A 26,417-nucleotide genomic window follows, 5' to 3' on the forward strand; every position below is an offset into this window, starting at 1 on the left:
GTAAGTTACAATCCTACGTTAATACCTATAGACCACAATCGGGGTCTTCCCAAATAACTCTCATTTGTCATCGGATCGATCTTGGCGCTGTTGGCCACCCAAAGCTGCCCGACATTATTGACCAACACAAAGAAAGAAGCATTTTTAAATGACCGGTTTAGCCATGTGTTATTCAATGTACGAAGGTCAATACCCAATCGTACATCTTTCAAAAAGATATAATCGGCTTTTTCGACAAGTACACTTGAGTAGCTGTTTAAAATGCTCCATTTGTCCAGATCAGCAACCTTTGGAATAGCTGGAACATCTGTCTCGAGCTCGTCGCCAGGTTTGATCCAGCGCTTGGTATAATCCTCGTGGCCAAACCAATTTGTCGCCAATGTTGAATAATTAATCGTTGGTCTACGGAGGTAACCACCAAATGCATAAAGCATTGAAAAAGAAAGATCAAAAGATTTGTATTTCAGGCGATTTATAAGGGATCCCGTATACAAAGGAAGCGCTGAGCCGTGATATTGCAGGTCGTCAAATGTCATCTTGGACCGGATGGCTGTATAATCTTTGCTGATCTCGCCTTTATACCAAAAACGTGGGCTTCCATCTACCGGATCTAAACCCGCCCAGGGGACTGAATATAATGGACTCATGGGCTTGCCCTCCACAGGAACAGCAAATGATGAGCTCAATAAGCTACTCGGTGCCGTACCACTAAATTTGATGACCTTATTTCGGTTCCGATTGAAGAGTAGGCTTGGCATCCACTCGACTGCAGCAAAGTTCTTTCGGCCATCTATTCGGAGATCGATCCCTTCGGTATTGAGTGAGGCCGTATTGCCTGTAAAGGAAAAGCGCTGACCGACAAAGAAGCCAGTCGTCGGGTCAAGGGCAGACTCCCCGATCAGATCACGGCCTTTCTTCTGATAATAATCAAAGGAAACACTGACAGCTCGGTTTTTAGTCGCCAGATCCAAACTTATATTGACTGTGCTTACTTTTTCCCAACGTAGATCCTCATTGGGTGGGGTTTGGATCTGTGCAGCAGGCAAACCCGTCAGTAAGGATGTACTGTATCTAGCCGTACTGTACCGTGTAAGCGACTTATTTACATTTCCGCTATAACCAAAAGTCGTCCGTAGTTTGAGGTAGTCGACGATAAAATCCTTTGGCCAAAAGCGCTCCTCTGAAGCCGTCCATGCCAGCCCCGAAGACCAGAGCGGAACAGCACGTTGGTTGGTATTGACACCAAAAAGATTGGATGCATCCTTACGTGCACTAAAGGAAAGCAGATATCGTTGCCTGTATAGATAGCTACCGTTGAAGTAATACGATACAAAACGATCGATACGATCCGTAAAGCCAATTCCTGAGGGAATATTGGATTTTGAACTTGTCGGAAAGCGTGTAAAGCGTGTACTGAAGTCCATATCCTGATACGTCAATGTTTCGGGATCAAATCCATACACCGTAGACTTATCCCCTACCAGAGTTGTCTGTTTAACTTCCGCTCCCAGTAGGAGATTGATGTTTGACAGTCCGATGGTCGCCGAATAATTTAGTTGCGCCCTTCCCAGATGCGCTTGAGTTTTGTTTCTGGACTTATCCAGTATAGCACCTTCCAGAATTGGAAATAGCAGCTGACCATTATTTTCATAGGCAAAGCTATTGACCATATTGCGCGCATAATAGCTATCGCGGTCATAATTGAAGGTCTGCAGGTCGTTTATGTTCTGATAGTTATACAAGAGCTGTGCTGTGAGCCCGTATCCTAGCCGTATATTGGAATTAAATCCGGCTATAAACTCATTATGCTCGTTGGAAAACTGTCTTTTGTCCATTTCGTCCAATGGACTATAGTCCCAATTTAATCGCCCCGTTTGCTTTTGTGCATCCAAAAATATCCCGTTGTAATCGTGTATAACAGGCAGATAATTTCCGTTTTCATCTGCAAGCTGGGCATAAGGATAAATGTAATCCGCATAATTCAGTAGTCGGTTGTTTTGGTTGCCCAGATTCCAGGATAAGGTCGGATTGAAATCCAGCCATTCCGCAGGTTTGAATGTCGAATTGAACTGCAGCAGTATTCTGCTGTCTTTCTGTCTGTGAGCCGAAGTATTGGCTTTATTCCAAGTCAGGGAAAGTAAATTTGCCGCCTTTGCATTCCCATTGCTGATCTGAACATTGTACTGCTGTTTATACCCTGTGCCGAAGTAATAACGATCGAGATCCTTTCGGACATCCTGCTGTGCCAGTCCTGCGATCTGATTTGCCACTTCCTCTGCGCTCAGCAGCCCTTTATCCCGTTTGAGCAGCAATTCAACTACTGGCGTAAACTTCCGGTAACCCGCATTTGCTTTTTGTGCGTTATAATAGCCATTGTCATAGAGGTACTGCTCAAAGCCGATAAAATCGTTGTTATTGAGCAAAAATTTAGAATAATAGCGCTCCGGAGCGGCTTCCCATGTATTGTTCAGGCTAAGGTTCACCTTGGTGCCCTCGTTCAGTTTTGCCGATTTGGACGTAATGACCAATACGCCATTACCCGCACGGGCACCCCATATAGAAGACGCTGCTGCATCTTTTAAAAAGGTAATGGATTCCAGTACATTCGGATCAAGTGCCGTAATGTCACCTTCAAATGGAGCACCATCCAAAATGATTAAAGGCGTATTGTCGGACTTGATCGTTGCATATCCGCGCAGCATCAGTGCATTTCGACCCGATAATCGCGAATCGATGGTTAAGCCACTGACGGTGCCTTCCAGCCGGTCTACCAATCCTTCCGAAGGTCTACGGTTGAGCTCTTTGTTTGTCAGGAATGAAAATGATCCAGTGGCCCGTTCTTTTGGAATTGCTTGATAACCCGTCTGTACCACGGCCTCTTCCAGTTCCTGTACGTTTGACTCCAATTCTACCGTATATTCGCCAGGTCTGTCAAACTGCACAGTTTTAGGCGCGTAGCTGAGGTGGCTAAAGCGGAGCGATATGGGGTAAGTAATCTTATTGATATGGCTTTTTCCATCTCGATCTGTCTTTGTCACAATGGTAGACTCCGATATGGAATTTACAGATGCACCAGCAATAGGTTTTTGATCAGCTTTGCTCAGCAATTGAATGTGTAAACCATTCGATCCCTGTGCGAACGAACTGATATAGCTTACCATAATAAGGATAAATGCGATCCATCTATTCATGGCGACCTCCTTTCGCAATATCACTTAGTACGAATACATCCATAGACAAGGTTTCCAATGTCGCTCTATACCCTTGCGGTACCAAGAATGCGTTGATACTGGTTAGATCATTTGGCCAATCCTCGGGGATTTTTATTGTTTTTTTAAATTCGTCGGTTTTGTTGATCCATGGTATTCCCACCGCAGTCTGCTCACTCTGATTATCAAGCCTATCGACCAATTGATACATGGGGAGTTCATTTATTAACTTCTTAGGAATTTTCAAGTTCTGAGGCGATGCATCTTTTCGAATCACATAAGCTTTACGGCTACGCTGTTCAATACGTCCTTCCATACCATATTTTTGCCCGAAGAAGGTATTGAGTTCCAGAAGTAAATCTTTAGCCAGTTCATTTTTATCCGCAGCAGCAGAATAAAACTGTATGGCATACAGATGCGCTGTGCTGTCGGCGAAGTATTGATCTGTACTTACTTTTAAGAGCTTATCGCGCCATTTTGTCTCTAATAGAAACCAATTTCCCTTACGCAAATCAGGCCGGGCGATGGCAATGGCCGATTTATAGATATCTATCGGCCCCGCATTGGTTGTTCCAAAGAAACTCGGTCTACCGTCCTTACCGATCTGATAATTTGTCTGCGCAAGGACATCCTGTAGGTAGCCTGTTATCGTAAAGGAACGTTGCAACTGGGGCGTACGAAAGATCAAAGGATCATTCAAAAAATTGTCCTTTAAGTCGAAAGACACACGATCTTGCCTTATCCTTGTGGGCGCAATTCCTTCATTTAGCAGTTTGGCAATATTCTCATCGGTCACTTCGGTTGCCTGCGTCGTGGCGACTACCTTACCCTCACTGACCCAGATGTAATAAGGAATCCAAGTATAGGGAAAGTATTGAAATAGCGTCGCCCTGGTTTTGATAAAGGATGTGAGTGTATACCCATTGTCTTTCAGATACTTGGCAGCTCTACCCTGCTCTAATGTAGCGAGTAAAAATGCAACGTCGGAATAGGTATGTTGTAATTTTTGAATCTTTGGTAAACCCTCTAGGCAGCTTTTACAGGTAGTGGCCCAGCAATCTATCAAGATAAGCTTTTTGCCTCTATACTCTTTGAGTTGAATATGATCTTTGCCCTCGGGATGATTTGCTACAGGCAGCATTGCGTTCCATAGTTCATCAGGTATTGTATCGCCTACATATAGCCGATCAATTTTGGTGAGCCCACCGGCCCCGCTGTCCTTGCGGGGCGTCTGAGCCGATAAACTAAACATAGAAACTAGTAAGAACACGATTACAAGAAATGTAATCTGTATAACTGGAATATTGACTACCTTATCCAATAAGGCAGTTAATGATTTTGATCTTTTTATCATCTGCTTATGGATTGAGTATTATTCTGCAATTCTATTAAAGAAACTGTGGATCCTTTGTTTGGCTTCCAGATCGGCCGTAATGACTTCCGCAGATTGCGTAAAGGCAAATGGCACTGCATCGATTTCGATCTTGCGAAAGTGCACCAGGAAATAAGCGATCAGCACCCGGCACAGCTTCATCAAAAAGGCATGCATCTGCTTTACGTCAATAATATCTTGTTGCCCCTCACCCTTTCTATAGTTTTCAAAGAGTACCCAAAGGTTTTCTTGACAGTCATTTATTGTATGTTGGGACCAGAACTCCCGAATGGTATTTAATGGATCGTATCCATTGTCGTATATTTCATAACATGCTAGCTCAAAGGGCAGCAGGTTGTTTGATTTTTGGTTCATAATTTAGTTTTATCAAGTATGACAAACCTTGAGGTGCCGCTCAGATAAAGGCATAGCTTCCCCCTTCGCGATTTTTTCGCGTTCAAAAGGCTTGTCATTGCACAGATCAAATGCGACCTATGCCAAATGGACAAATACGGTTAAAAGTCCGAAAAGCGCCTTGATACAATTTCATAGTATAAATTAGGGTTAATTATGGCGCTCCCTGCCGGAAAGAAGTAAAGACCGACCTACAGCAATATCGTCTTGCAATAAAAACTACGGGTAAAAAGTTTGGACTGAATGAAAATTTGCTTAATTTTAAGGTGCGAATTCTAAATCAAGCTGTATCATTGGCCAATATTACCTTTTATGCAATTATATAAATGTATAGGTCGGTGACAGGCATATCAAGAGTGAAATTAAACTGAACTAAATTCAGCTGTCTTTTCATTTTAAGGAAAGTCAAGACCTCCCCTTTTTATTGCTCTTTGAAGCCTGTTTTTGATTAGGCGCCTCCTATTCAGGTGCGCGAAATATGTTCTTTAAAAGTGATTTGCGAGAATACCTCGTCATACGATCTTTGATCGAATGCGGGTGATGTGTGGTGGTGTTTTTTTTCGCTCTCATAATCGTTTTGGTTTTTATGTGAACGAGCTGGAATTAAGAAGGCTGGAACTTGTATCCTGCTATCATCCGGGAACTAGCAATCCCACAGCGTAACAATCAACAAGCCCAGCCTAAAGATTGTGCAAAGATACACAATATCTTTAGACATGGGTTAAACTTGCTGCCTTACGCTGAATTTTCAATTGCTAGTTTCGGATTCAAAGGCTCGTTCAACTCATGGTCTATTTAAAATAGACATAGTTAACATATTTATTACCAATTCTTGATTGGGTACACAAATATAAAAACAATCATTAAGACCACCAAACATTTGGTGGTAAAAAAATTTGACATGGATAAAATTTATAAAACGAAAGCTATATTTCGAATTGAGTACGAATTAATCTTTAATATTAAAGATCTGCGTGGAGAAAGGGGTTGGTCACAGGAAGCATTAAGTGGAAAAATGGGCTTAGCTGAAAATTTTGTTGGAAAATGTGAGTCTTTAGATCAACCTGAAAAGTATAACCTCCGCCATATGGGAATATTAAAGAAGGTATTTGGCTTTGAAAGCTTGGATGATTTTTTTCCTAATGGAATTCCTATAGATGAGCAAATCGTAATACACTATAAAAAAATTCCGAAAAAAAAAGCTGATGGTACAGAGTCTAAATTAATGGAGAACAAGGTCGTTGACATTGTGGTTGTTGATGCGGAGACTAAAGCAGAGGGAAATAAGCGGAATAAGATATAATTTAGGTACCAACAGCTATTCTGAAATCATTTTGTTAAACTTTGATTTCCAAATCATTCCCACAATAAATATCATTAGGAAGTTCTATCTTGTCATCCTAGCTATTAATATACATTTATGATTAATTATTATTTAGAATACGACCAATTTATCCGATCAATCGATGTAAGCTTTAACCATTCCTTTTCGATCTTTCTGGGTGCTGGAGCATCCATAAACTCGGGAATACCTTCAGCTTATGATTGTATATGGGAATGGAAAAAAAAGATATATTCAACAAGTGGCCCCAAAGATATAAGTGTAGATTTGGATCTAAAATCTGAACACGTTCGAACCTTTATACAAAATTGGCTTGATAACCAAGGAGGTTACCCTCCTTTGGATGATCCATCAGAATATAGCTTTTATGTTGAAAATTGTTTTTTCATTAAAGATGACATCCGTTTATTTTTCCAAAGTATTTGTGAAAAGAAGACACCTTCCATTGGATATAAGCTTTGCTGCCAACTCCATGAAGCAGGGATAATCGATACGATTTGGACAACTAATTTTGACGATCTTGTCCAAGGTGCCACCAGTATAACTAATAATACACTAATTAATGTAAGCTTAGACACCGTAGAACGGATATTTAGAGCAGACAATCGAAAGGAATTGCTGCTTATAAAACTTCATGGTGATTATAAATATGGCAATTTAAAGAATACAGAAGAAGAACTTAAAACTCAAGATGCAACATTTCGAAAGCACTTAATCGAATATATAAAAAATAAACATTTAATTATCTCTGGATACAGTGGGCGTGACGATTCTATTATGGATGCCTTAATGGAAAGCTACAGCCAAAAAGGAGGAGGTCGCTTATATTGGTGTGGCTACGGCAGAAACATACCTGAAAAAGTAAAAAAGCTGATTGAAGTTGCTAGAGAGAACAATCGTATCGCCTATTATATCCCAACTGATGGATTCGATAAGTTAATGTTGAGTTTATGCAAAATTAGTAATAAAATATATCCTGACCTGGCCTCAAAATACGCCGTGTTCTTACAACAAGAGCCAAAGGAACATAGAACACCATTTACTATAGACGTTAGATGGACGAATTCTATAGTTAAGAGCAACTTGTTTCCTATAGAATTACCACAAGATATTTATCAGTTTGAAATCAAATATGACGTAGGAATAGGTGCATGGGAATTACTAAAATGCGTAACAAAAGATTACGATATTGTCGCGGTTCCCTTTAAAAAGTACGTTTGGGCCATGGGTAAGACAGCTGATATCAATAGTTGTTTTGGTTCAAGAATGCTCGGAAAAATTACACGCGTTCATTTAGAGCATTCAGATGTACGTAGAAGTTCGGTTCTGAGTTCTTTAATGCTATCTGCTTTAACCCAATTGTTTGCCAAGAAATTCAATCTACAAACCAATAATAAAGACCTACTCTGGTTTTACAAACATGATACCGCGCGGATGTTAAACAATACTCTGTATTTAACTCATAAAGCAATTCGACTTTCGATTGTGTCAGACAATACTAGAATGTATATGTCTTTAATGCCTGACTTTAAAGTAACTTCATCAGACCCAGAAGTAATTGTGTCCAATGACGTCAGGCAGGAAGTCGGAAGACAATATTTCGAAAAAATGCGCAATAAAGAGTTTAATGATTATCTTAACGATTGGAGAAGACGATTGCTAAATTCAGAGGAAAAAACTTTGAATTTAGAATTTCCATTGGACTCAGGTACTGGATTTATTTTTAAAATTGACAAAAGTCCTGCTTTTGCAAAAATAATGGACTCATCTGCTCAGTATGGCACTATTGATTTAAGCAAATGTAATGTCCCTTATAATTTATTTAAATTTAAAGGAATTCAATATCCTGAACCTTTATTGCTGTTTAGTAACAAACACGATAGTACGTCCAAACAGCCTCGAGATTTCCATCCCATGCGCGGTGTAGCAAAAAATAAACCTTATGACGATCCGACAAAAGATGTGTTCTTAAAAAATAAAATACAGCTAGCCGTTATCTGCCCCCGAGAGGAAACTGATCTTTTCAGTACATTCCTTAAGCTTCAAAACACAAAAATTAGCTCTAATAAAAAGAATATTGATTATTTAATAGACTACCCCGGATTCTACGATGCCTTTAATTCATCGCTGGAAATTCCTGATGTTGCGGATGACAATTGGTCTATATGTCTTGAACCTAAAATTGGAGCGGATATCAAATTTACGATCTTAGATTTGCGAGACAAAATTATAGACCGTATCAATTTTCTTTCAAGAGATCGTTCAGATAAAGTGATGGTAATATGCATTCCGACAAGATGGCTCTATTACCTAGATTATGACATAGATAATGAAAGTTTTGATTTGCATGACTTTATTAAAGCGTATTGTGCTGAGAAAGGTATCGCAACCCAATTCATTTTACAGAGCACAGTTGAAGATAAAGAATTGTCCTGTCAGATTAATTGGTGGCTAGCCTTATCCTATTTCGTAAAGTCTATGCGGACCCCATGGGTATTACAAAATCTTGATCCAGAAACTGCTTTTGCTGGTATCGGGTATAGCCTGGCTGGAAAAGGAAAAAATAGTGAAATCATGGTTGGTTGTAGCCATATATACAATTCGAAAGGGCAAGGCCTCAAATACAAACTTTCCAAAGTTGAAGATGAGATTTTTTGGGATCATCAAAAAAGTCCGCACTTGTCTTATGATGATGCCTATAGTTTTGGTGTTTCTATTCGGGACCTATTCTATAAAACAATGGAAAAATTGCCAAAACGCGTAGTAATCCATAAACGAACATTTTATACAAATGACGAATTAAATGGCTTAAAAGATAGTCTGCTAGGAAATGGTATAGAAGAATTGGATCTTATAGAAATCAACTTTGAAGAAAACATGAGATTTCTAGCCAGTATTGTGGATAACGAAGGAAGAGCTAATATTGATGGCTATGCTGTTAAACGTGGAACTTGTATATTGTTAAGCAAATATAGCGCTCTGCTATGGACACATGGTGTTGTTACCTCTGTACAAAGTAACTATCGAAAATATTATCTAGGTGGTAGATTCATACCAGGTCCACTAAAGATAATCAAACATCACGGTAATTCCAACATAGGAACAATTGCCAATGAAATTTTAGGATTGACTAAAGTAAACTGGAATTCATTTGACTTATACAGTCAGCTGCCTGCAACTGTAAGTTCTTCAAATGATATCGCACGTATTGGGAAGCTTCTTTCTAAGAGGGAAGGTATTACCTATGATTATAGGTATTTTATTTAAATTCTTGAAGAAGGTAGATCAATTGTTTCTATCCCTCTGGTCTACTAAAAATCAGACCGTTAACCATTGAAAATGAGAAATATAGTGTAGACTTCGAGGCCTTTTCCCATAGGAAAAGGGCCTCGAAGTTTATTTGTTTTATTAATGATCTATCAGCATTTCTTGGCTTTTAAGATAGCTCACAGAGCTAAAATAGGGATGTCTTTACCTGTCTATTTATAAAAATCAAGTCGATAAACCCCATCAAATGTAGATGCATTTGATAATTCCTTTAACTTTTCAAAACGCTCTTTGTTGATTGGAATATCCATATTTATAAGCTTTTCTTTTTTATCCTTATATTTAATTGCCAAATTAAAGTTTATGAGTTTTTTTGATAACCCACCTACCTTAACAAAATAACTTTCGGTTGTATTGATAACAATAGCTTCTTCAGCATCAAAAGAAAAAGTTTTATCCTGCAAATCATATCTTTTATTATATATAAAATTTGCTTTTTTATCAAAGTTCCTGAAATTAGATATATAGTGATGTGTAAACTCATGTACTATCGATTCCAATAAACCTTCCCGAAGATAGAAATAGTAATTATCAAGTGTATCGTTCTTCTGATAAATCTCTTTAGGCCTATCGGTTTCGTAGTTAATTGAAGTTAAAGCATTGAATTTATTTTCAAAATTCTTGACACCTTCGTATAGTCTTGTAGGTTCCTTTGCCCATACCATATTCCAAAGGCTACCCGCGATTTTTGTAGGGGACTTATCAAAAGAAATAATTGGGGTTATCTTATTTAGAATTGGACGATATTCTCCAGGTTTGAGTTTCTTATATCCCAGCTCTACCTGATCAGGGGCGATAAGATACAAATATGCTTGAGGATATTTTACCTTAAGAATCTGTAAAGCCCTAGCCGTAAAAAAAATATTGAGTAAATTTTTGGGAGATTTATCCGGAACCAAAATAAACACTCCGTCATATGAAAATATTTCTAAATCCTTATTGATCATTGGCATATCTCGGGCGAAGCTTGTTGAGTCAAGATCAATAACTTTTAAAGGGTTATTTTTGCCCAAATGAATTAATTTCGCACTATTGATTGGAATATCTAAATCAGCAACTGGCTCGTCAAGCATCTTTTGGATCTTCTCATCAATTTCTGCAGGTGACATATTGGTTTGGTCAAAGTCATTTTTAGTCTTTATGTCAGAGATCGTAGTAATTTCGTCTTTGCCGGTAAAATACTTTTTAAATTCATCAATTCGTTGTCCGAATGCATTGTAAGATGCAATGGTAATAAATGATAATATTAACAATTTAATTTTCATAATCAAGTTTTTTTTCAGTAGTTGGTTATTTAATTTTGGATTGCAAATCAGAAATTAACGTTGTCAAATCTGTATAGGTTATGGTCTGCGGAACTGCACCGACATTTTCTTCAATGATATAGGTTTTAAAACTGGAAAAGTTACTTTTACGGGATACGCTTCCTTTTCCCTCTCCTTCCGCAGAGACACTTCCAGCTCCGAAAGAGAATCCGCCGTTTGCAACTAATTTCGCTTCTCCATTGAAACTTGACGTTCCAGAATCTGATGTAATAATAATTCTGTAGTTGGCATTAATGATGATCTCTGTACCAGGTATTCTTTGCAATGGCGGAATTTCAGAAATAATCGCTAACAATGTCTCTATACGACTGGTCATTACTTCCCTACTATTTCCCTTAAAAACCCCCTCCCCTTTGAAAGCCTGATATAAGGTTGAATACATTACTCCATTAATTACAAGCAACGACTTGTCTTTCGTTTGTGCTGCAGATGCAGAACTCTTAAGAGCATTCTTACCGACCCCACCAGCCACCGAAATTGCAGCTGATAAATAACCTGAACAGTCAACAGTGTAGAAAAAGCTATTGTATGTTTTAGGATTTTTTTCAATGAAATCAGATTCATTGAAATTTTTTACCGTAGGGGCGTTTCTGGCAAATAGTAATTTTGAAACCGCAGTTCCCGATTTGTACTGGAATCCATGTGCTAGAATGCTGCTACCTGATTTATCCAATAAGATAACATTATCAGCGTAATAAACGTTTTTAGTTACATCAGCTGGTATAAAACCGGCCTTATCTTTATTAGCAGGTTTAAGTTTTTTTAGCTTATTCTTTAATTCGTCATCGCATCCACAGCTAAAATTATCGGGATCGAACAATGCTAACAGTTCATCATAAAGATTGACACTTTTGCCTATCTCGGAAGTATTACTGTTTGTTAATTGAAATTCTTTCTTAGCTAGTGAAAATTCTTTTAGCGTTTTATCGATAAAACGCTTGTTGGAGTCTCCAATTTTAGAATTTACTGCAATCTGATTTTCAGAAGGACTAATACATCCCAACAGCAAACACGATAAAAGGATCATGGTTAATTTTTTCATGGTTAAATATGGTTATTAAGGTTTTTTAAATTATACAAAATCGAATATTCCAAAGTCCTTACTAAAGCAGAACATAGGTATTAATATACCTTGCGCATGCAATTAGCAAGTAAATTTCTGTACATCAAGTTATATAATAGCTATTTATTTGGTTAATATAGTTTTATATAAAGGTAGGTAATGGTTAAATAAAATACAACACCCAAACCCTTAAACAATATATCTTTAATATCCATTCTGTTTTAAATTTGAGAAAAAAATTATTCACTAGAATTGTCTCTAAAATTTTTAAGAATATCTGAAGCAGTCCACTTAATAAGTTTTCTTTCGCCGTCAATAATTTCAAAATGCTTTTCACCTTCAAGAATTTTTTCAGTCAATCTATATAATGATCGAGTCATAAAAAGATCTTTATTAAAAATCAAATCATTTAAAAACATAGTGAATGCGGGGCTTATTTTTTCATCAAGGATCTCCTTAGATTTAATACCCTTTAATTTACGAGCCCAAACATGTGGCATTTCCCCAGATTTCCATTGAACTAATTCCGCATACCCAATTTTACGGGTTTCAATTCCCTTTAATGAAATTTTTATATGGGTTTTTAAAAGGTTAAAAAAATTCTCTTGAAAATCATTATTTTGCAAATCTTGAATTGACCATTGAAGAATTTCAGGACCCATTGGTAATTTAAGATTATCATCTACAGTACCTAAATCTCCCTCATAAATTTCGTTGAAAACCATTTCTAAAGTTTTAAATTCAGGGTTGGTTACAATTGCATCTGTCAATGCGTGAGTACTAAATATTTGTATTGATGAAGTCTGCCGATTAACAAGCCCGAAGAATAAAGGCAGTTCCAAACTTTTAATCCACTCTACCTGATCGTTGTTATAGATAATTCTCTCTTCCGAAGCAGATTTAATTTGGATTAAAAAACTATCTTCAGCAATAAATTTTTTCTTATCAAATTTCCTTAAAAGAGTAACAACGGCATCAACACCTATATCTTCTGTTCTTGGAATTGGCGCTACAAGGGCGAGTGATTGCAAAAGGAATAAGCCTAGTTGTTCTGCAATATCTCCTGATCTTAAATTAATTCCTTTAAATGCAGGCATGTTTAAAAATTTTATAGTTAAAATGAAATATAGCTTTATTACTTATTTTATGTCAGTAGCGCGTCCAAAATAAAATCCAGGTTCGGGAAAGAGGCTATTTTCAAGCGTATTATTTTAGATTCCGCTATTAGCTATCCCCTATCATTTTAAAAGGTGCCAAACTGTCCGTTTTTATCAGGCGTCTTTTTCTTGATAAATGGGCTGTTGGCCCATTGCCAGAAATCAATCTTTACAAATATTTTCATGCGTATAAAGCTCACAAAATTGGATACCAAGTATATATTGACTTGGGTTCCCAAATGGGAATACGCATATTTTATACGACAGCATTTAATTTCGCTTTTTTAGTACATTATAATAATAGCTAAATGGCTTGCCATAGTGTTTTATCTGAAATCTAGTCTCCTCTGTATCGCCGTCTTGATCTTTATCTTCTGAAGCTTTTTCCTCAGGATATTTTCTTTTAATAAACTTTTTGAGTTTATGAACTTTTAAGCTGCGTCTACGATCTAAACTTTTCAGTTGATTCCTTGAGTGAACATTGTCATTTATTATTGTAAATCCCTTTGTCCAAGACATCTCGTTAGGATATTTCTCATAATTCCATAGATCTACGCGTCCTACTGACATGGATATCAATCGCTTTTGGAGCGATCCTAATATAGAAGAAGGAGAACTTTTCCTTTTTTCATTTTTGAGAAGCCTTTTCATCTCTAACATCAAATCTGCCTGCTTCTGCAACTCTTTCTTTAATGTAGATCTTCTTATCCTGATCTCCCCCAAAAAATTTATCTCCAGCCCTACAAAACCTACCCAGTAGGTATTTTTGGTCTCATCCGAAGCCCATTTATAACATAGCTTGGATTTACTATCCCAGAAATTCTTAAGGTTTTCAAAATGTGGGCCTACGTGTTTATGAACTATTAGTTTATTCCTTCTAAGAGAATCCGTATAAGCGATATAACTTCTTTCACAGGTCTCCTTATTAAGACTTAGGATGATCATATCATCACAAAACCGTAAATAAAGCGAGTCTTTATCCAATTCTTTGATAACCTTGCAATCTGCATCATGGAGCAATAGGTTGGCGATAAAGCCGGATAAGGCGCCACCTTGTGGTATACCTATTTTAGTTTTATTAAGATTGGTGTAAAAGCCTTCTAATAGAAACTCCTTATCAACCCAATCAAATTTTCCGTTTTTAATTTGATGCTGTTTGAAATAATCTTGGTCGCTACTTATTGAGCGAACATGCTTACTAAAAGTATATGACCTGAGATATTCCTTCAGAATATGCCGCAAAAGACTCAAATCTTCCTGTCTATATTTCCTAAAATACTTCTGCCTAATAAATTGGTCGAATCGTTTTATAACAAAAGAATGATTCACGGTATCAAAGAATTTACTCATATCACATTCTGCACCCCAGACTATTTGGTTTGGATACTTTGCTTTGAAATCTATGATCTCTCGAAAAGCATCAAGGTGATTTGGAGCTCTAAACTCTCTCCCAATTTTCTTTTTTGCCCGAAAGGCATACCCACATTTATTAAAAAGATTATCAAATATGTCTACAGCAAATTTATTAGTGATAGATAATATAATTTTTTCAGTTAAACCGTAAGTGGATAGAGGCCTGCAAATATTTACTTCACCATGTGTTTTCTTTTTCCCCTTCAAAACAGGTATGATATTCGGTTTTTCCAAAGTTATACTACCTTTGGAAAAATATTCCTGTATCCTTTCAATATAAAAGTCCAATCTTTTCAAAAACGCTGATGATGGTTCGTTAACTCTTAAATATTTTACAGTTAATTTAAGGCTAAGCATATTACGCTCAGTTGAAGTTTTTGCCACCCCTTTTTCGTCGTTTCTCAGCGAGGGTTTTAGCTTTAACCATTTCCTTCTAGGGGGAAACAAAGACATCAGGAATAAATCGTCATCATTATCCTTGATCTTCTGATCTTTAAGATGATCAAAGTAATAGTGTTTTTTATTTCTCTTGAAAGCAACTTTACAACGAAGCTTACAAAGCATCGTGAAAATTGCACCATGGCTGTAGTATTCAGAAAATTCCATAAAAAAAGAGGGAAGTACCCGATGTATAGTACTCAGCTAAATAAACCATTCTAAACATTTTTTGATAAGAAAAAACTGTTAATACTTACGACCCCTTTACCTTTCGGTTCATTCGCCGTCTTTAGTACTTCACCTCTTTTTTATAACCTTTTTCTTTTGCCAATCTCAATATTACTTCAATTGTATATCCTTCATATTTGTCTAAATATAATTCTTTTAAAAAGATTTCACACTCTAATTCGTCATAGTTGACTACATTTTGTCTATTTAACAACTTAAAATACTTAATTCCTAATTTATACTCAAATATCTGAGCGATTGTTTTTCCAATCTCTTTCCGGTCACTATAGGAAGAAGTAATGGAAAGCTTTTCTTTGTCTAAATATTTTATCACATCCTTTATCTTTCTTCTATTTAAATCTACCCCCCTACCACTATACCCTTGTTTATTAGCTAGATATAGCATTGTTGCTAACGAAAATTGAGTTCTAGTATCTAAATATCGCTCTCTAAGAAATAGTCTACACTCGTCCGCATCATAAACCTTCACATCCTGCATACTTAATGCTTGAAAATACTTAAGTCCGATATCAAAGGTAAAACAACAAGCAATGGTTCGCGCAACGTTTGACCAGTCATTATAGTTACGAGTGATTGACAAATCACGCTTTCCCAAAAATTTGATTATTTGACCTATTATTTTTCTATCCTGAGACTTATTCTTGCCTTTAGGGTTATACAACACATCTCGTTCCACAGCTGAATCAGAAGGAGATAGTACTTTTCTATTCTTTGTTTTTGTTTTGATAGTAGGAGATATCGAAACTTGAAATTTTTCGAAGTTCTTATTATAGTAGAGCCTACTATCGTAAGAGAGAAAACACATTCTTACTACATCTTTTCCTGAGTTATCTAAGACTATCCCATACGTGCTTTCAAAATATTTTTCTACTTCAACAAAAGCACTTTGATGAAAATAAGCTGCTTGTTCTAATGGGAAATCCGTTTTATATTCCAAATACATAATTCCTTTCAATCCAAAATTTGATGGAGATCTCCAACAAGATATAACATATTTATCTTTATGTAAAAAACTTTCAACTGCAACAACATTGCCCTCATTGCCCAAATCATCAATATCGAGTACAAGTAAATTCGTATAACTCTTGACATCGTTGGTATTTCTTTTCTTATGAAAGGTTGCGCCAAATGTTACAGCGGGAAGATTTTTCTTTTCTCGATCATAGCCCTTACGATCTCCTTTGGATAAAATGTCTCGAAGGTAATCAACATTTGTCCTATACTTACCTTTTTTAATTGCCGTCAAAACCTCCCTAACAGTCGTTTCTTTATTATTTCCACCATAAACTCCATCTTGGTAAAACACTAGTTTTTCTAAAGGATTAGACATGAAGTTTTTAATTAAGTAAAGCGATAAACTAAGCTATTCTCATTTAACTTGGAAATAACTTCTATCGCCTCCGAATGAGAAAAATTATGATACTGAATAAGCATCAAATAAACACTCGCATACTCATTATAGATGTTCGTTGCAAAGATTCCCGCGTCATCAGTACCGATAACTATAGGTGGTATACTAAATCCTTCTTTCTCCCACTTTATCCAATTGTACAAATGATATGTACTGAAGTTCTTATGTATGCCTATGCGGACATTGCTTGTAGGAAGAGTTTCAATTACAATTTCCCGTTTATTCATATATTTAAGCATTTTTTTTTGGATTAGCTCTAAGTCAGATGCAGAAAAAAATTCTACTGGATTAATTCTTAATACAACGTCTCGATTATTCTTAACATCACTTGTATGATACATTTTATAAATCGCTTCTGCTTGTTTATACGTCTTCATAAGATTTTTCGAAAAAGTATGTTCATCTGAGCTGAAGTTTCCATGTAAGAAGGAAGACTCATCTTCCATATGTAAAGGACAAGCAGCCCGCAACAACCAGGCTTGTTCTAGGACACCAATAGCGTAGAAGTTATTGTACACGTCAAAGGCCAATCCTTGAATTTTTGTAATTAAATGTGATAACTGGGGCTTTAACTCATCAATGCTATCTGTTAGGATAAAATGATATGAAAAAATTAAATCATCTAGGTAGTCACCTTTTCTCATATAAATTTGATCACCAACTTCGCTACACCAAAGCTCTGTTGACAAACCAGAAGCGGTAGCATGCCCTATTCTATCCCCATTTTTTAATTCACAAAAATTTATGGCTTCATAAATCGCTCTGATACCGCTTAGAATATGATGAAAATCTTCTCCTGCATGAAATGTAAAACGCTTTATTCCTGCTCTTCTAAGTATTCTAAATACAGGTGCAAATACTTCAGGAGGCGTATCAAACTCACTAGACGCGGCATCAATACCTACGATTGAAATATTCTTGTTATCAAAATTCTTCGTCCAATACAACTTCAACACGTGAGCTTGCGCAAGCAGACTCTTTCTTAGTTTTTCGAACCTAAATACCCATGAGGCTGATAAATCTTCCTTAGATTTTATAAAGTGAACTATCAGCTTTAGTGTGGTATCTTTAGATTGCCCTTCTTCTTTAAATTCAGTAAATTTATTCCAACCTTCTGTGACGCTTTTTATTAATAATTGTAATTCTTTTTCATTGTTTTTAGGAGCAATTCTGCCTTCTATATATTTTACATCATTTCTATTATTACCATTTAACTGGTGGAAGCGTCTGAAATATGTAGATTCACTAAATCGCCTAATATCATTGAGCGTTATTTTTTGGAATTGTTCAAACCCCTTTTGATGTTTTTGCTGTACCAACAACCTATTATTTAATCCTAGTATCAAATTGTAAAAATGAAACATTGATGACAACACAGGATCTTTACTCCTTTTTAATTCCTTAAGAACAAGAATGTACATCAAACATTCTATTGAGTGGGGATACTTATAGTCAACTCCTCCCTGTACTATATAGTCGAGAAACGGATGGGATACCTGATTCTCGTTAAAAACGATGTTATCATTACTCAGGATCCCATTTAGCAAACAATCTTCATTAGAGAAAGCTGAAAGTAATTTAGAACGCTTACAATACATAAAAAAGTACTGTCGTAATCTTCCTGCTATTTTTAGTAAATGTGTATATTTATCTGGGGTCAATAAAAAGGACTCTTGCTTCAGTTGCTCTAATACTTTCTCCTTGTTAACGAAGGATTTTTTTAGCTCTTTATGAACTCTATCTGGATGTGACAATAAATCTTGCCAAACTATATCGGTTTCTAATGTGCCATTTAAATGAATATGTAAATCATGAAGACCTCCCCAACTTTTTGCCTTAGCATCTAGTTGTATTACATTGGGCCTAGGCATAAAGGTATTCTGCGTGTTCGTTAAAATATAGCTATGAAAGAAATCCTTTAAGACGGTTCCATTAGATTCTTCTACCAAATATGGCTCCAACTTATGCGCAACAAACACTAGTGGAGAAATATGACAAATATATTCCTGCCAATTGAAGAATTTGTCATTTTTAACAAAGATATTCCGTCTCTCAATAGACAGAAATTCGTTTGCCATTTTTGGAATTACTACCAAAAATAAATCAGCAATAGTATTTACATCTCTGAAGAACTCTTCCTTTTCCAATCTATAATAATGATCGGGCAGATTACGATTCTCATCACGTTTTTTTAAAAAAGAACTTAAGCCAATATGTTTAATATCAAGAAATTCACTCGAGTAGTATTTTTCTAAAGACTCGATATCATCAAAAAGGTATTTCTGCATTATTTTTCCCCGAAGTATTTTATTTCTTTAAGATGATTCCTGAAATTTCTAATATGATCTGATTCTTGAAGAAATGGCAGACGCTCTCGAATTAAATCGTTGTTTAATCCGTTTTTAGTTGACCCCAGGTCTTTAAAAAGCTCCATATCAAAACCATCATTTTCCAGTAGCTTTATTAAATCATTACGCTTTGATTTCTTAATGTAGGAAACATCTGATTTCCATTTCGCTGGTTTACCACCTTTAGAAGATCCTCCTTCCTTTTTAGGCTGTAATAAAACTTCTTCTAGCAATTCAAAAACATTAAAACTTGCATATAAAGAATAACTACAAAGAGTAAACTCTTTTAATTTTTCTATCAGCTCTGCTTTTGACACATCCAGATAGGCAACAATAAGCGGACATTTCATTATCCATTTCGAAAACTTCAATTTTACACTGTAATCCGTTCTACTTTCAATGATCTTACTCAAATTGGCTAAGAATATACTTTCGGACTTAACCATATTACTGTGATTCAAATCGAGAACCTGAGAAGCACCTGTTGAAAGATTCTCTCTAACATCTTCTATAAGGATTGAATTCATAAAATTAATTACACAGAGATGAAATAGCTTTCCTAGTTTTTTCTCATTGTGAGACTTCATTAAGTTGGATAACCCAACGTAAAAGCGTGTAAAACTCTTTCCTAGTTGGTGTATAGACAAACGATTTTCATTAAATTCTTCCATCCACTCATTTACAACTTTACTCAAAACAATTATGTCTTCATCTTCTCTCTCTGATGATACTGTTTCGTCTTCATTCTCATCCTCATCACCTGTATTATCACTAGGAGCTTCTTCTTGCATGGAGTAATATCTAATCTGTGATAATTCACTAAATGCAAGCTCTAAATTTGTATCCTTATCTACGCTCAAATCATATCGTTTTAATAATTCTCCGATAGCTGAAAGTAAAGTGTAAAAGGAATAGAACAGTTCGCTTTGGTTTGAATAAAGATACTCTCCTGCTAAACATGGTATATACCCAATAACTCTCTGAGCACTAGAGACATCTTTATTATCTAAAATCGCATCTAGACGATTATCTAAACCAGACTTCTTACTTATCTTCTTTAATCCAGGCAAGCTAATTAAAGAAACAACATTATTCTGTTTATTTTTAGCAGAAAAGTGATAAACTTGAAGTGTATTCATGATATCCCTTAATACTAAGTCGTTCATTACACCACTTTCTTTTACTATGCCACTTTTTAAACTATAACCTTCTGTATAATAATCAATTACATTCCTTAAATAAGAAATTCGCACTAAGTAATCAAATATTAAAAATCTATACTTCTTAATAGCTGTTGAAAATAATATATTTAATGAAAATACTCCTGCATTTAGACTATTATCACTGGATGTCGGGCTAAGTTGATACAATTCTTTCAATTGCCCATCCCTCACTAGGAGCTTTAGAATTTCGATGTTAATAAATTTGGGTGAATTAACGATGGATTCTATATTAATATTTTTCTCATATAAATCGGAGAGTAAGACTGATACTATATTTACTTTATCATTTAACTCTACATCATCTTCATTGATAGATATAATGATTCTTTGTAAGAAATGTACTATTGTGCGTAATGGTTGATTTAATAAAAAATGGTTTTGACCTTCTAGTTGATATCCATTATTTATCCCTAATTGAGAAAATACTTTTTGAAGAGTTTTTTCTAAAGAGAGAGAAATTCCATTTTTATCAACTCGTACATTAATATCTAACTTGTTCGTAGAGTTTAATGTACTATAAACAGTTTCAAGTTGATACCTATATTGAGGTTGCATTATTTTAAGAAGATATTGAGAAGTCAAATCAGTCACCATATCATCATAATAACTAATTCTACTGTCATTGGAATTAGCTCGATATTCCTGAGAAGCCTCATAACGAATAATCTCGGCACCAAAATTTCTCCACTTACTTTGTCTTATTAAAGAATTGTAGAGCTTAAAGTCTCCGCTTAAAACGGTAATAATTTTACCTGTCGTAAAATACTTCCTTATCGTTTCTAATACAGCATACCCTTTTGACGAATCTACATCAATGTCGTCAAAAAGAACCAAAAAAGCATTTTTACCTAAAATATCAAGTGATAATTTTAAAAACAATTTAAAATTGTCACTTAAATTTTGTGCAGCCCCTACCGCACGTAATTCGTTTTCCATTACATACTCAGGATCCTGCCAAACAAATTCTGAATCCCTTGAAAGATGATCTATCGAAGGAAGTCCAGCGGCTAATTTGGTGATACTTTTCTTCCATTTATTTGCTATCTCTTGATCAAATTGATCTGGATTGCATCTACAAGAACTTAAATGCTCCTTAACTATATCACAAACAGATGATATTAAATTAAGAAAAACATGTCCTTTTTCTTCAATCAAAGTAGGATCAATAATCTTTAGAACTTCAATTACCTTACTTTTTTTTAGGCTTTCCCTGATACTTAATAAAAATGAAGTCTTACCACTTCCCCTTGTACCTAACAAAGTTATTGTATTGTGCGCATATTCAGGATCTAAGTCTTTAATGACAAAATTGTTAATAGTCGATATTACGCTCCTAAATTGTTGTTTATAAATGATATTGTCCGAATCGAATTTTTTTGCATTAGTACTTTCATTAAGTATAATTGTAGATATATTGTCTCCTTTTTGCTCCATTTCTATTAACAAAATGTTTATTTTAATAATTTAGTGTATAAACTTACTTTGTAGTCATATACAGGTCTAGTCGATTGGCTATTGAAAAAAGAACTGGATTTATATCCTACTGACTTAGATAAAGAGATATTAGCTGCACCAGATGGTGAAGGTAATAATGAAACAATAATCTCTCTACCAAAAATACCAACTGGAAGTACAACCGATTTTTCTTGCTTTATGTCTCTCGTCAGTTTGAGTCCAAGTATTCCATCATAAAACAACCTAAATGCATTATTTTTACCAAAACCACTTGTACAGTATATCCTTGATATTGCAGATTTTTTTATGTCTTCAATCAAATCTAAATTAAGACGAATCGGTCGAAGATCTTTATCCAGAGCACTATTACTTAATCTCTCACATTGGAGAATAGTATCGCTTACAGCTATATTCTTGTTCGAAAGCAATTTCTGAATATCTTCTACTGAATACATCTCAGGTAAATCCTCAGGAAAAACATCTCTAAAGATGTTCCAAATACTATTACGATTTCCATAAAAAAAAGGAAGCTTAAATGAACTTACATCATGAGGATGAATAGTTCCTAAAATCAATCTCTCATCTGTCTTTTTTATTGGATTTGTTTTTATAAATTGATGGCTTGTAATCCTCATAAATTAATAATGGATTAGTTTCCTGTAAAATAATCAAAATTTATTGGTAATCGAATATTATTCAATAAATTATTTTACACAGCTTTGAATTTTAATTTATTTTATTTCAGATAAAATATTCATCAAAAGCATACACCGTTTTTTTCGAAATCCCCTCCAGTCCTGGATAAATTGAATCATAAGAGATCCCTAATTGATAAAGATCCCTTTTAATCTGTCTAAAGTGCCCATAAGGAATTACTATTTGCTTAAGAAAATCACTCTCAAATGGATGTAGCTTTAATCCATCCAGTTCATGGCCAAACAAAGTAAAACATGAATTTTGACTTTTCATTCGATCATCGATATAAAATGGTTTTAACGCGATTGGATACTTAACTTCGTTAGACTTGGCCTTTAGTAAATCAATATCAAAATAGCTCAAAACTTCTTTCTCAGGCTCTATTGAGGGATATAATCTTAATTCTTCGACGTCAATGCCACTTACAAATTTATTTGTTGATGAATTTAATTTAAAAGGATCTAATACCCATATAAAAGCATCATTATTACTATAAGTATTCTCAACAGCAAAAAATAAAGCTATTAGTGAATTCTCCGTCCAATCTAAAAGTCTAGTATGTGAACTATAATGCTGCATAACGAAGGCTGTTCCAAGATTATCATTTATAAGGTCAAATTTCTTTAAAAAAGGATATGCTTCATTTCGGAAAGTAGCTCTGAGATTCCATTCTTTTATATAAAATTCTACTGTAGCTGCGGGTCCAGTTATATACTCTCGATACAAGTTTGGTATGAGATAGGTTTTATTAAATTTAGAGTTTTCTGCCCTGAACCATAAATTATGTCCATAGTAATTTGTATTAAAATTTATTGACTTTACTTCATCAATAAATTGAGTTATCGAACTTATAATTTTAGTAATCATATTTTACTTCTAGTATTTACAAACAAATCATATTTCAAAGCAATAAAAATATCATTAAAGAGACTGTCTCATAGGACTAAAAGTGCAGCTGTTTAATATACATTTCTGAGAATTTAAGAATAAATGCGTCGATATTTTAATATCCTCTTTTATGAATTTGTGATTCATTTGGTTTAATAATTGGCTTCAATTTGATTCCTATTTCTAATATAATAAAAAATAGAGCTATTTAATATAAAACTGTAATAATATTAAGCTTCTCGCAATTCCCAAAGTTCAGTTAGCGTAAACCGAAACCATTCCCCTCTTACCTTTTGCTTAAAATAACTTTTGTGTAATGATTTTTCAAATGACATATCTTTTTCCCAAATTTTTAAAATAGCAATCTCCGGTTCCTCAGCTTGTAGCGTCTTCTCTCTTTTCAGTGGGTTTTTACTAAATCCTATCTTAAAATATCCATTTTTTTGATTAAAAATTAGATAAACGTATTGTTTACCCGACTCTACACTGAATGAACTATAATTAAAATTGAACAGGTCACGATAAAAATCGATTTCTTTTAAATCTCTCAAAAACACACCATTTGCAGCAAGTAAACCGCCTTCCCCAAATTTTTTCTCTAACGCCAGTAGATCGGATTTAGTTATAACGCTATAACCTATGCTTTCCAAATATTTCCTCAGCAAGTCAATATATCCATTATAAAGCAAAATGGCATTCTCCGTCCGAAACTCCCCCGCGATGAACCAGCTGAAAAACAAGATAATGTTATTGCAATCCTCCTGTTTAAATTCAAACTGTAATTGAAATCCTTTGATTTCCTCCTTTTCTCCAATGTAGAAAAGGTTAATAAGGAGACCGTCTGGTATCATGAAAAAGCATTTCTTATGACTTCCTCGAATAACCGCACCTACGTCAATAATCTTGTTAGAGTAGGCTTTTATCTCTTCGTCAGTAAGATCGTAGATGAGATCATAAAACTCGTTCATCTCAATATTTCCCATTAAAAATTTATAATTTTAATTCTTTTATTTCGAACAGTTCTTTAAATCCCAATTTGAACCATTCTCCCCTTAATCTATATTGATCAAATTTATTATGCAAGAATCTCTCAAAAGAACCATCCCCCTCCCAGATTTTCAACAGCGCAATTTGAGGTTCTTCCGCTTGAAGTGTTTTTTCTCTTTTTAAAGGATTTTTACTTCTACCGATCTTAAAATATCCATTATTCTTGTTGAAGATTAAATAAACGTATTTTTTATCCGTTTCAGCTTCAAACGCAATGTGAACAAAATCAAACATTTCACGGTATACATCAATTTGATCAAGATCAATCAGTTTTATTGTTGGAGCTTGGGGAACTAGAATGCTCCGTCCATATTCTTCTTTTATTTTGTTTAGTTCACTTTGGAGCACAACGTCAAAGCCTTGTTTTCCTAAAAGGCTTCGCATTTGGTCTATATATGTGTTGTATAATTCTATTGGGTTCTGTGCTGGAAATTTTCTATAAATGAAAAAGCAGAAGCCTAAAATAGTATCTCGATGATCTTCTTCTGAGAAGGAGTATTGTAATTCATAGCCCTCCAATTTTTGTTCATACGCTATATAAACATATTCAAAATTTAGTTTCTCACATCGAAGTTGCACAACCTTATTGTTGAACCCATTTATAACATTTCCGACTTCTATGGACTGATCACCAAGGTGCATTATTTCCTCGTTATCAAGTGAAAATATCTTTCCTTCTAAAAACTCTTTCATATTATTCGTTTAAAACTCAAAACTGGCTATGATCTTTAACTTCCTATTTAACTTCCCTTGCACCTCTTCCGGTTTCAAACTATTCTCTTCAAAACCTCTCTTATCTCGTGTGCACGAGCTACAGTTTAAGTTGTCAAGCTTATTTGTATGACCACATTCGCATCGCCACACTTCTTTTCCGCTAGAAAACATCCCTTTCGATTCCTCAACTTGTACAATTTCTGGGAAGAACTTGGCTAAAGCATTTCCTTCTAAACTTTTCAGAATAGTAACATCTTCCTTTGAATACCAATCTTTGTCTAAAGAGAATATTTTCAGTGCAATACGTCTTGCATGTGCATTACTATTTAAAAGGTTAATAGCTTTTGAATAATCTATAAAATTAGATGAAGTGATAATAGCATTGATACGTTTTACTTGTAAGGTTGTCAAATTGCCTTCTAATAAAGCGTTATAAAGAATAGCAATGGCTTCCTCATTCGGTAAGTAATCAAAATAACGAAATAGCATTTCCAGCTTTTCTTTTGGAGTTTGTTCTATACCGTAATCCTCATTCATCGCCTTGAACACAAGTGGCTCAAATTCCCTTAGCCCTGATGTAGCGATAAATTCAGCTGTTTCTCTATTAATAGATTCTACCGACTTATAGTTTTCTAGGATAATATCCGCTCGGACCTTCTGCTGAATCAATTCGCCGTCCAATAAATCATCTTGCTCCTCGATCGGAACGCGAGCAACCTCTTTAAGATGTACTGGTGTACACACTGCAGTAATCATAAACATTTGACTCCCCTTTCCTGAGATTTCGTCGATATCTACACTAAGCCCAATAATAGCATCAGCACGAATTGCCTGCGCACGCTGCTTGAGCGTTTCGGTAACCCGCTTGTACATTTCCTGCATCTTCTTCTCATAGCTGGTAGAGCGACCGCCAAAGAAATCTACATAACTCGCTCCTATATCGCTAAAGATATTGGTGCCGATGACAACATTGGCAGCTATTGGATCATTATATCGTGAAATCTCCCTCCCTTCGATGGAATTGGTCGTGGTTACTATCATGGCATGCTACTTTTCAATCGGGCAAGGTTAATACCCAAGCCTAATATACATTATTTATTCTGAATTAATATGTTTACAGCTATTAACTTTCAAGATTATTACAAACTGTAAGGCTAAGGTATGGGGTTGAATGAATGGTAGGTTATGGGAAACCGTAGCTGATTTATTCAGCAGTTTTAATAAGACAATAATTAAACATTTTAAACAAAAAGAAGCCCCCCTCGATAACCGTCAAGGGAGGCAATGTTGGCTAAATGCTCCGTCGCCTGATTCTAACTGGCTTGG

At 35.3% G+C, this 26,417-nt stretch carries 17 protein-coding genes; 2 read left to right on the forward strand and 15 right to left on the reverse strand.

The annotated features are described in order from the left end of the window. Positions 1–5 precede the first annotated feature (5 nt). From AB1Z56_RS08770 to AB1Z56_RS08780, 3 genes are read right to left on the reverse strand one after another with little or no spacing between them, the layout of a single operon-like run. Positions 6–3,191, reverse strand: a complete 3,186-nt coding sequence (locus AB1Z56_RS08770) for a SusC/RagA family TonB-linked outer membrane protein (RefSeq protein WP_426791756.1) — start codon at positions 3,189–3,191, stop codon at positions 6–8. Beyond that, positions 3,184–4,563 (reverse strand): TlpA family protein disulfide reductase, encoded by a 1,380-nt coding sequence (locus AB1Z56_RS08775; protein ID WP_426791757.1) that lies wholly within the window; start codon positions 4,561–4,563, stop codon positions 3,184–3,186. The genes AB1Z56_RS08770 and AB1Z56_RS08775 overlap by 8 nt, the downstream gene beginning before the upstream one ends. Before the next feature lie 18 nt (positions 4,564–4,581). Continuing rightward, complete coding sequence (locus AB1Z56_RS08780; protein WP_426791758.1) at positions 4,582–4,956, reverse strand: hypothetical protein; 375 nt, start codon at positions 4,954–4,956, stop codon at positions 4,582–4,584. A 940-nt stretch (positions 4,957–5,896) separates the two neighbouring features. On the opposite strand from AB1Z56_RS08780, the gene AB1Z56_RS08785 reads away from it, so the two are divergent. Next, a complete protein-coding gene (locus tag AB1Z56_RS08785) occupies positions 5,897–6,298 on the forward strand; it encodes a helix-turn-helix domain-containing protein (RefSeq protein WP_286884298.1) in 402 nt (133 codons plus the stop codon). Between the two features lie 117 nt (positions 6,299–6,415). After that, entirely contained in the window at positions 6,416–9,604 is a 3,189-nt protein-coding gene (locus tag AB1Z56_RS08790; RefSeq protein ID WP_426791759.1) for an SIR2 family protein, read from the forward strand. A gap of 212 nt (positions 9,605–9,816) precedes the next feature. Here the strand turns inward: AB1Z56_RS08790 and AB1Z56_RS08795 are convergent, their stop codons facing one another. From AB1Z56_RS08795 to AB1Z56_RS08850, 12 genes are all read right to left on the reverse strand, one after another. Then, a complete protein-coding gene (locus AB1Z56_RS08795) occupies positions 9,817–10,929 on the reverse strand; it encodes a hypothetical protein (protein WP_426791760.1) in 1,113 nt (370 codons plus the stop codon). A 25-nt stretch (positions 10,930–10,954) separates the two neighbouring features. Continuing rightward, a complete protein-coding gene (locus tag AB1Z56_RS08800) occupies positions 10,955–12,031 on the reverse strand; it encodes a hypothetical protein (RefSeq protein ID WP_426791761.1) in 1,077 nt (358 codons plus the stop codon). Positions 12,032–12,291: 260 nt separating this feature from the next. Next, complete coding sequence (locus AB1Z56_RS08805; RefSeq protein WP_426791762.1) at positions 12,292–13,149, reverse strand: hypothetical protein; 858 nt, start codon at positions 13,147–13,149, stop codon at positions 12,292–12,294. A 330-nt stretch (positions 13,150–13,479) separates the two neighbouring features. Beyond that, positions 13,480–15,228, reverse strand: coding sequence for a reverse transcriptase domain-containing protein (locus tag AB1Z56_RS08810; RefSeq protein ID WP_426791763.1), 1,749 nt, complete (start codon positions 15,226–15,228; stop codon positions 13,480–13,482). A 121-nt stretch (positions 15,229–15,349) separates the two neighbouring features. After that, the gene (locus AB1Z56_RS08815; protein WP_426791764.1) at positions 15,350–16,639 is read right to left on the reverse strand and encodes a BT4734/BF3469 family protein; all 1,290 of its coding nucleotides are present in this window, start codon (positions 16,637–16,639) and stop codon (positions 15,350–15,352) included. Positions 16,640–16,650: 11 nt separating this feature from the next. Further along, entirely contained in the window at positions 16,651–19,008 is a 2,358-nt protein-coding gene (locus AB1Z56_RS08820; protein ID WP_426791765.1) for a hypothetical protein, read from the reverse strand. Continuing rightward, positions 19,008–21,725, reverse strand: coding sequence for a P-loop NTPase fold protein (locus AB1Z56_RS08825; RefSeq protein ID WP_426791766.1), 2,718 nt, complete (start codon positions 21,723–21,725; stop codon positions 19,008–19,010). The genes AB1Z56_RS08820 and AB1Z56_RS08825 overlap by 1 nt, the downstream gene beginning before the upstream one ends. Positions 21,726–21,742: 17 nt before the next feature. Next, positions 21,743–22,381 carry a hypothetical protein gene (locus AB1Z56_RS08830; protein ID WP_426791767.1) on the reverse strand — a complete coding sequence of 213 codons (639 nt, stop codon included), beginning with the start codon at positions 22,379–22,381 and terminating at the stop codon, positions 21,743–21,745. A 106-nt stretch (positions 22,382–22,487) separates the two neighbouring features. Beyond that, positions 22,488–23,309, reverse strand: coding sequence for an FRG domain-containing protein (locus tag AB1Z56_RS08835; protein ID WP_426791768.1), 822 nt, complete (start codon positions 23,307–23,309; stop codon positions 22,488–22,490). 251 nt (positions 23,310–23,560) lie between these two features. After that, complete coding sequence (locus tag AB1Z56_RS08840; RefSeq protein ID WP_426791769.1) at positions 23,561–24,313, reverse strand: GIY-YIG nuclease family protein; 753 nt, start codon at positions 24,311–24,313, stop codon at positions 23,561–23,563. 7 nt (positions 24,314–24,320) lie between these two features. Continuing rightward, a complete protein-coding gene (locus AB1Z56_RS08845; protein WP_426791770.1) occupies positions 24,321–25,070 on the reverse strand; it encodes a GIY-YIG nuclease family protein in 750 nt (249 codons plus the stop codon). Between the two features lie 9 nt (positions 25,071–25,079). After that, positions 25,080–26,132 carry a YbjQ family protein gene (locus AB1Z56_RS08850; protein ID WP_426791771.1) on the reverse strand — a complete coding sequence of 351 codons (1,053 nt, stop codon included), beginning with the start codon at positions 26,130–26,132 and terminating at the stop codon, positions 25,080–25,082. Positions 26,133–26,417 lie beyond the last annotated feature (285 nt).

It is taken from the genome of Sphingobacterium sp. WOUb80 (assembly GCF_050058145.1).
Lineage (GTDB): Bacteria > Bacteroidota > Bacteroidia > Sphingobacteriales > Sphingobacteriaceae > Sphingobacterium.

What these genes read in the sequence shown, in the direction of transcription:
- AB1Z56_RS08805 (WP_426791762.1), bottom strand. Translation starts at nt 13,149, where the DNA reads ATGCCTGCATTTAAAGGAATTAATTTAAGATCAGGAGATATTGCAGAA.
- AB1Z56_RS08845 (WP_426791770.1), bottom strand. Translation starts at nt 25,070, where the DNA reads ATGAAAGAGTTTTTAGAAGGAAAGATATTTTCACTTGATAACGAGGAA.
- AB1Z56_RS08810 (WP_426791763.1), bottom strand. Translation starts at nt 15,228, where the DNA reads ATGGAATTTTCTGAATACTACAGCCATGGTGCAATTTTCACGATGCTT.
- AB1Z56_RS08790 (WP_426791759.1), top strand. Translation starts at nt 6,416, where the DNA reads ATGATTAATTATTATTTAGAATACGACCAATTTATCCGATCAATCGAT.
- AB1Z56_RS08825 (WP_426791766.1), bottom strand. Translation starts at nt 21,725, where the DNA reads ATGGAGCAAAAAGGAGACAATATATCTACAATTATACTTAATGAAAGT.
- AB1Z56_RS08785 (WP_286884298.1), top strand. Translation starts at nt 5,897, where the DNA reads ATGGATAAAATTTATAAAACGAAAGCTATATTTCGAATTGAGTACGAA.
- AB1Z56_RS08770 (WP_426791756.1), bottom strand. Translation starts at nt 3,191, where the DNA reads ATGAATAGATGGATCGCATTTATCCTTATTATGGTAAGCTATATCAGT.
- AB1Z56_RS08800 (WP_426791761.1), bottom strand. Translation starts at nt 12,031, where the DNA reads ATGAAAAAATTAACCATGATCCTTTTATCGTGTTTGCTGTTGGGATGT.
- AB1Z56_RS08795 (WP_426791760.1), bottom strand. Translation starts at nt 10,929, where the DNA reads ATGAAAATTAAATTGTTAATATTATCATTTATTACCATTGCATCTTAC.
- AB1Z56_RS08850 (WP_426791771.1), bottom strand. Translation starts at nt 26,132, where the DNA reads ATGATAGTAACCACGACCAATTCCATCGAAGGGAGGGAGATTTCACGA.
- AB1Z56_RS08830 (WP_426791767.1), bottom strand. Translation starts at nt 22,381, where the DNA reads ATGAGGATTACAAGCCATCAATTTATAAAAACAAATCCAATAAAAAAG.
- AB1Z56_RS08775 (WP_426791757.1), bottom strand. Translation starts at nt 4,563, where the DNA reads ATGATAAAAAGATCAAAATCATTAACTGCCTTATTGGATAAGGTAGTC.
- AB1Z56_RS08820 (WP_426791765.1), bottom strand. Translation starts at nt 19,008, where the DNA reads ATGCAGAAATACCTTTTTGATGATATCGAGTCTTTAGAAAAATACTAC.
- AB1Z56_RS08835 (WP_426791768.1), bottom strand. Translation starts at nt 23,309, where the DNA reads ATGATTACTAAAATTATAAGTTCGATAACTCAATTTATTGATGAAGTA.
- AB1Z56_RS08780 (WP_426791758.1), bottom strand. Translation starts at nt 4,956, where the DNA reads ATGAACCAAAAATCAAACAACCTGCTGCCCTTTGAGCTAGCATGTTAT.
- AB1Z56_RS08815 (WP_426791764.1), bottom strand. Translation starts at nt 16,639, where the DNA reads ATGTCTAATCCTTTAGAAAAACTAGTGTTTTACCAAGATGGAGTTTAT.
- AB1Z56_RS08840 (WP_426791769.1), bottom strand. Translation starts at nt 24,313, where the DNA reads ATGGGAAATATTGAGATGAACGAGTTTTATGATCTCATCTACGATCTT.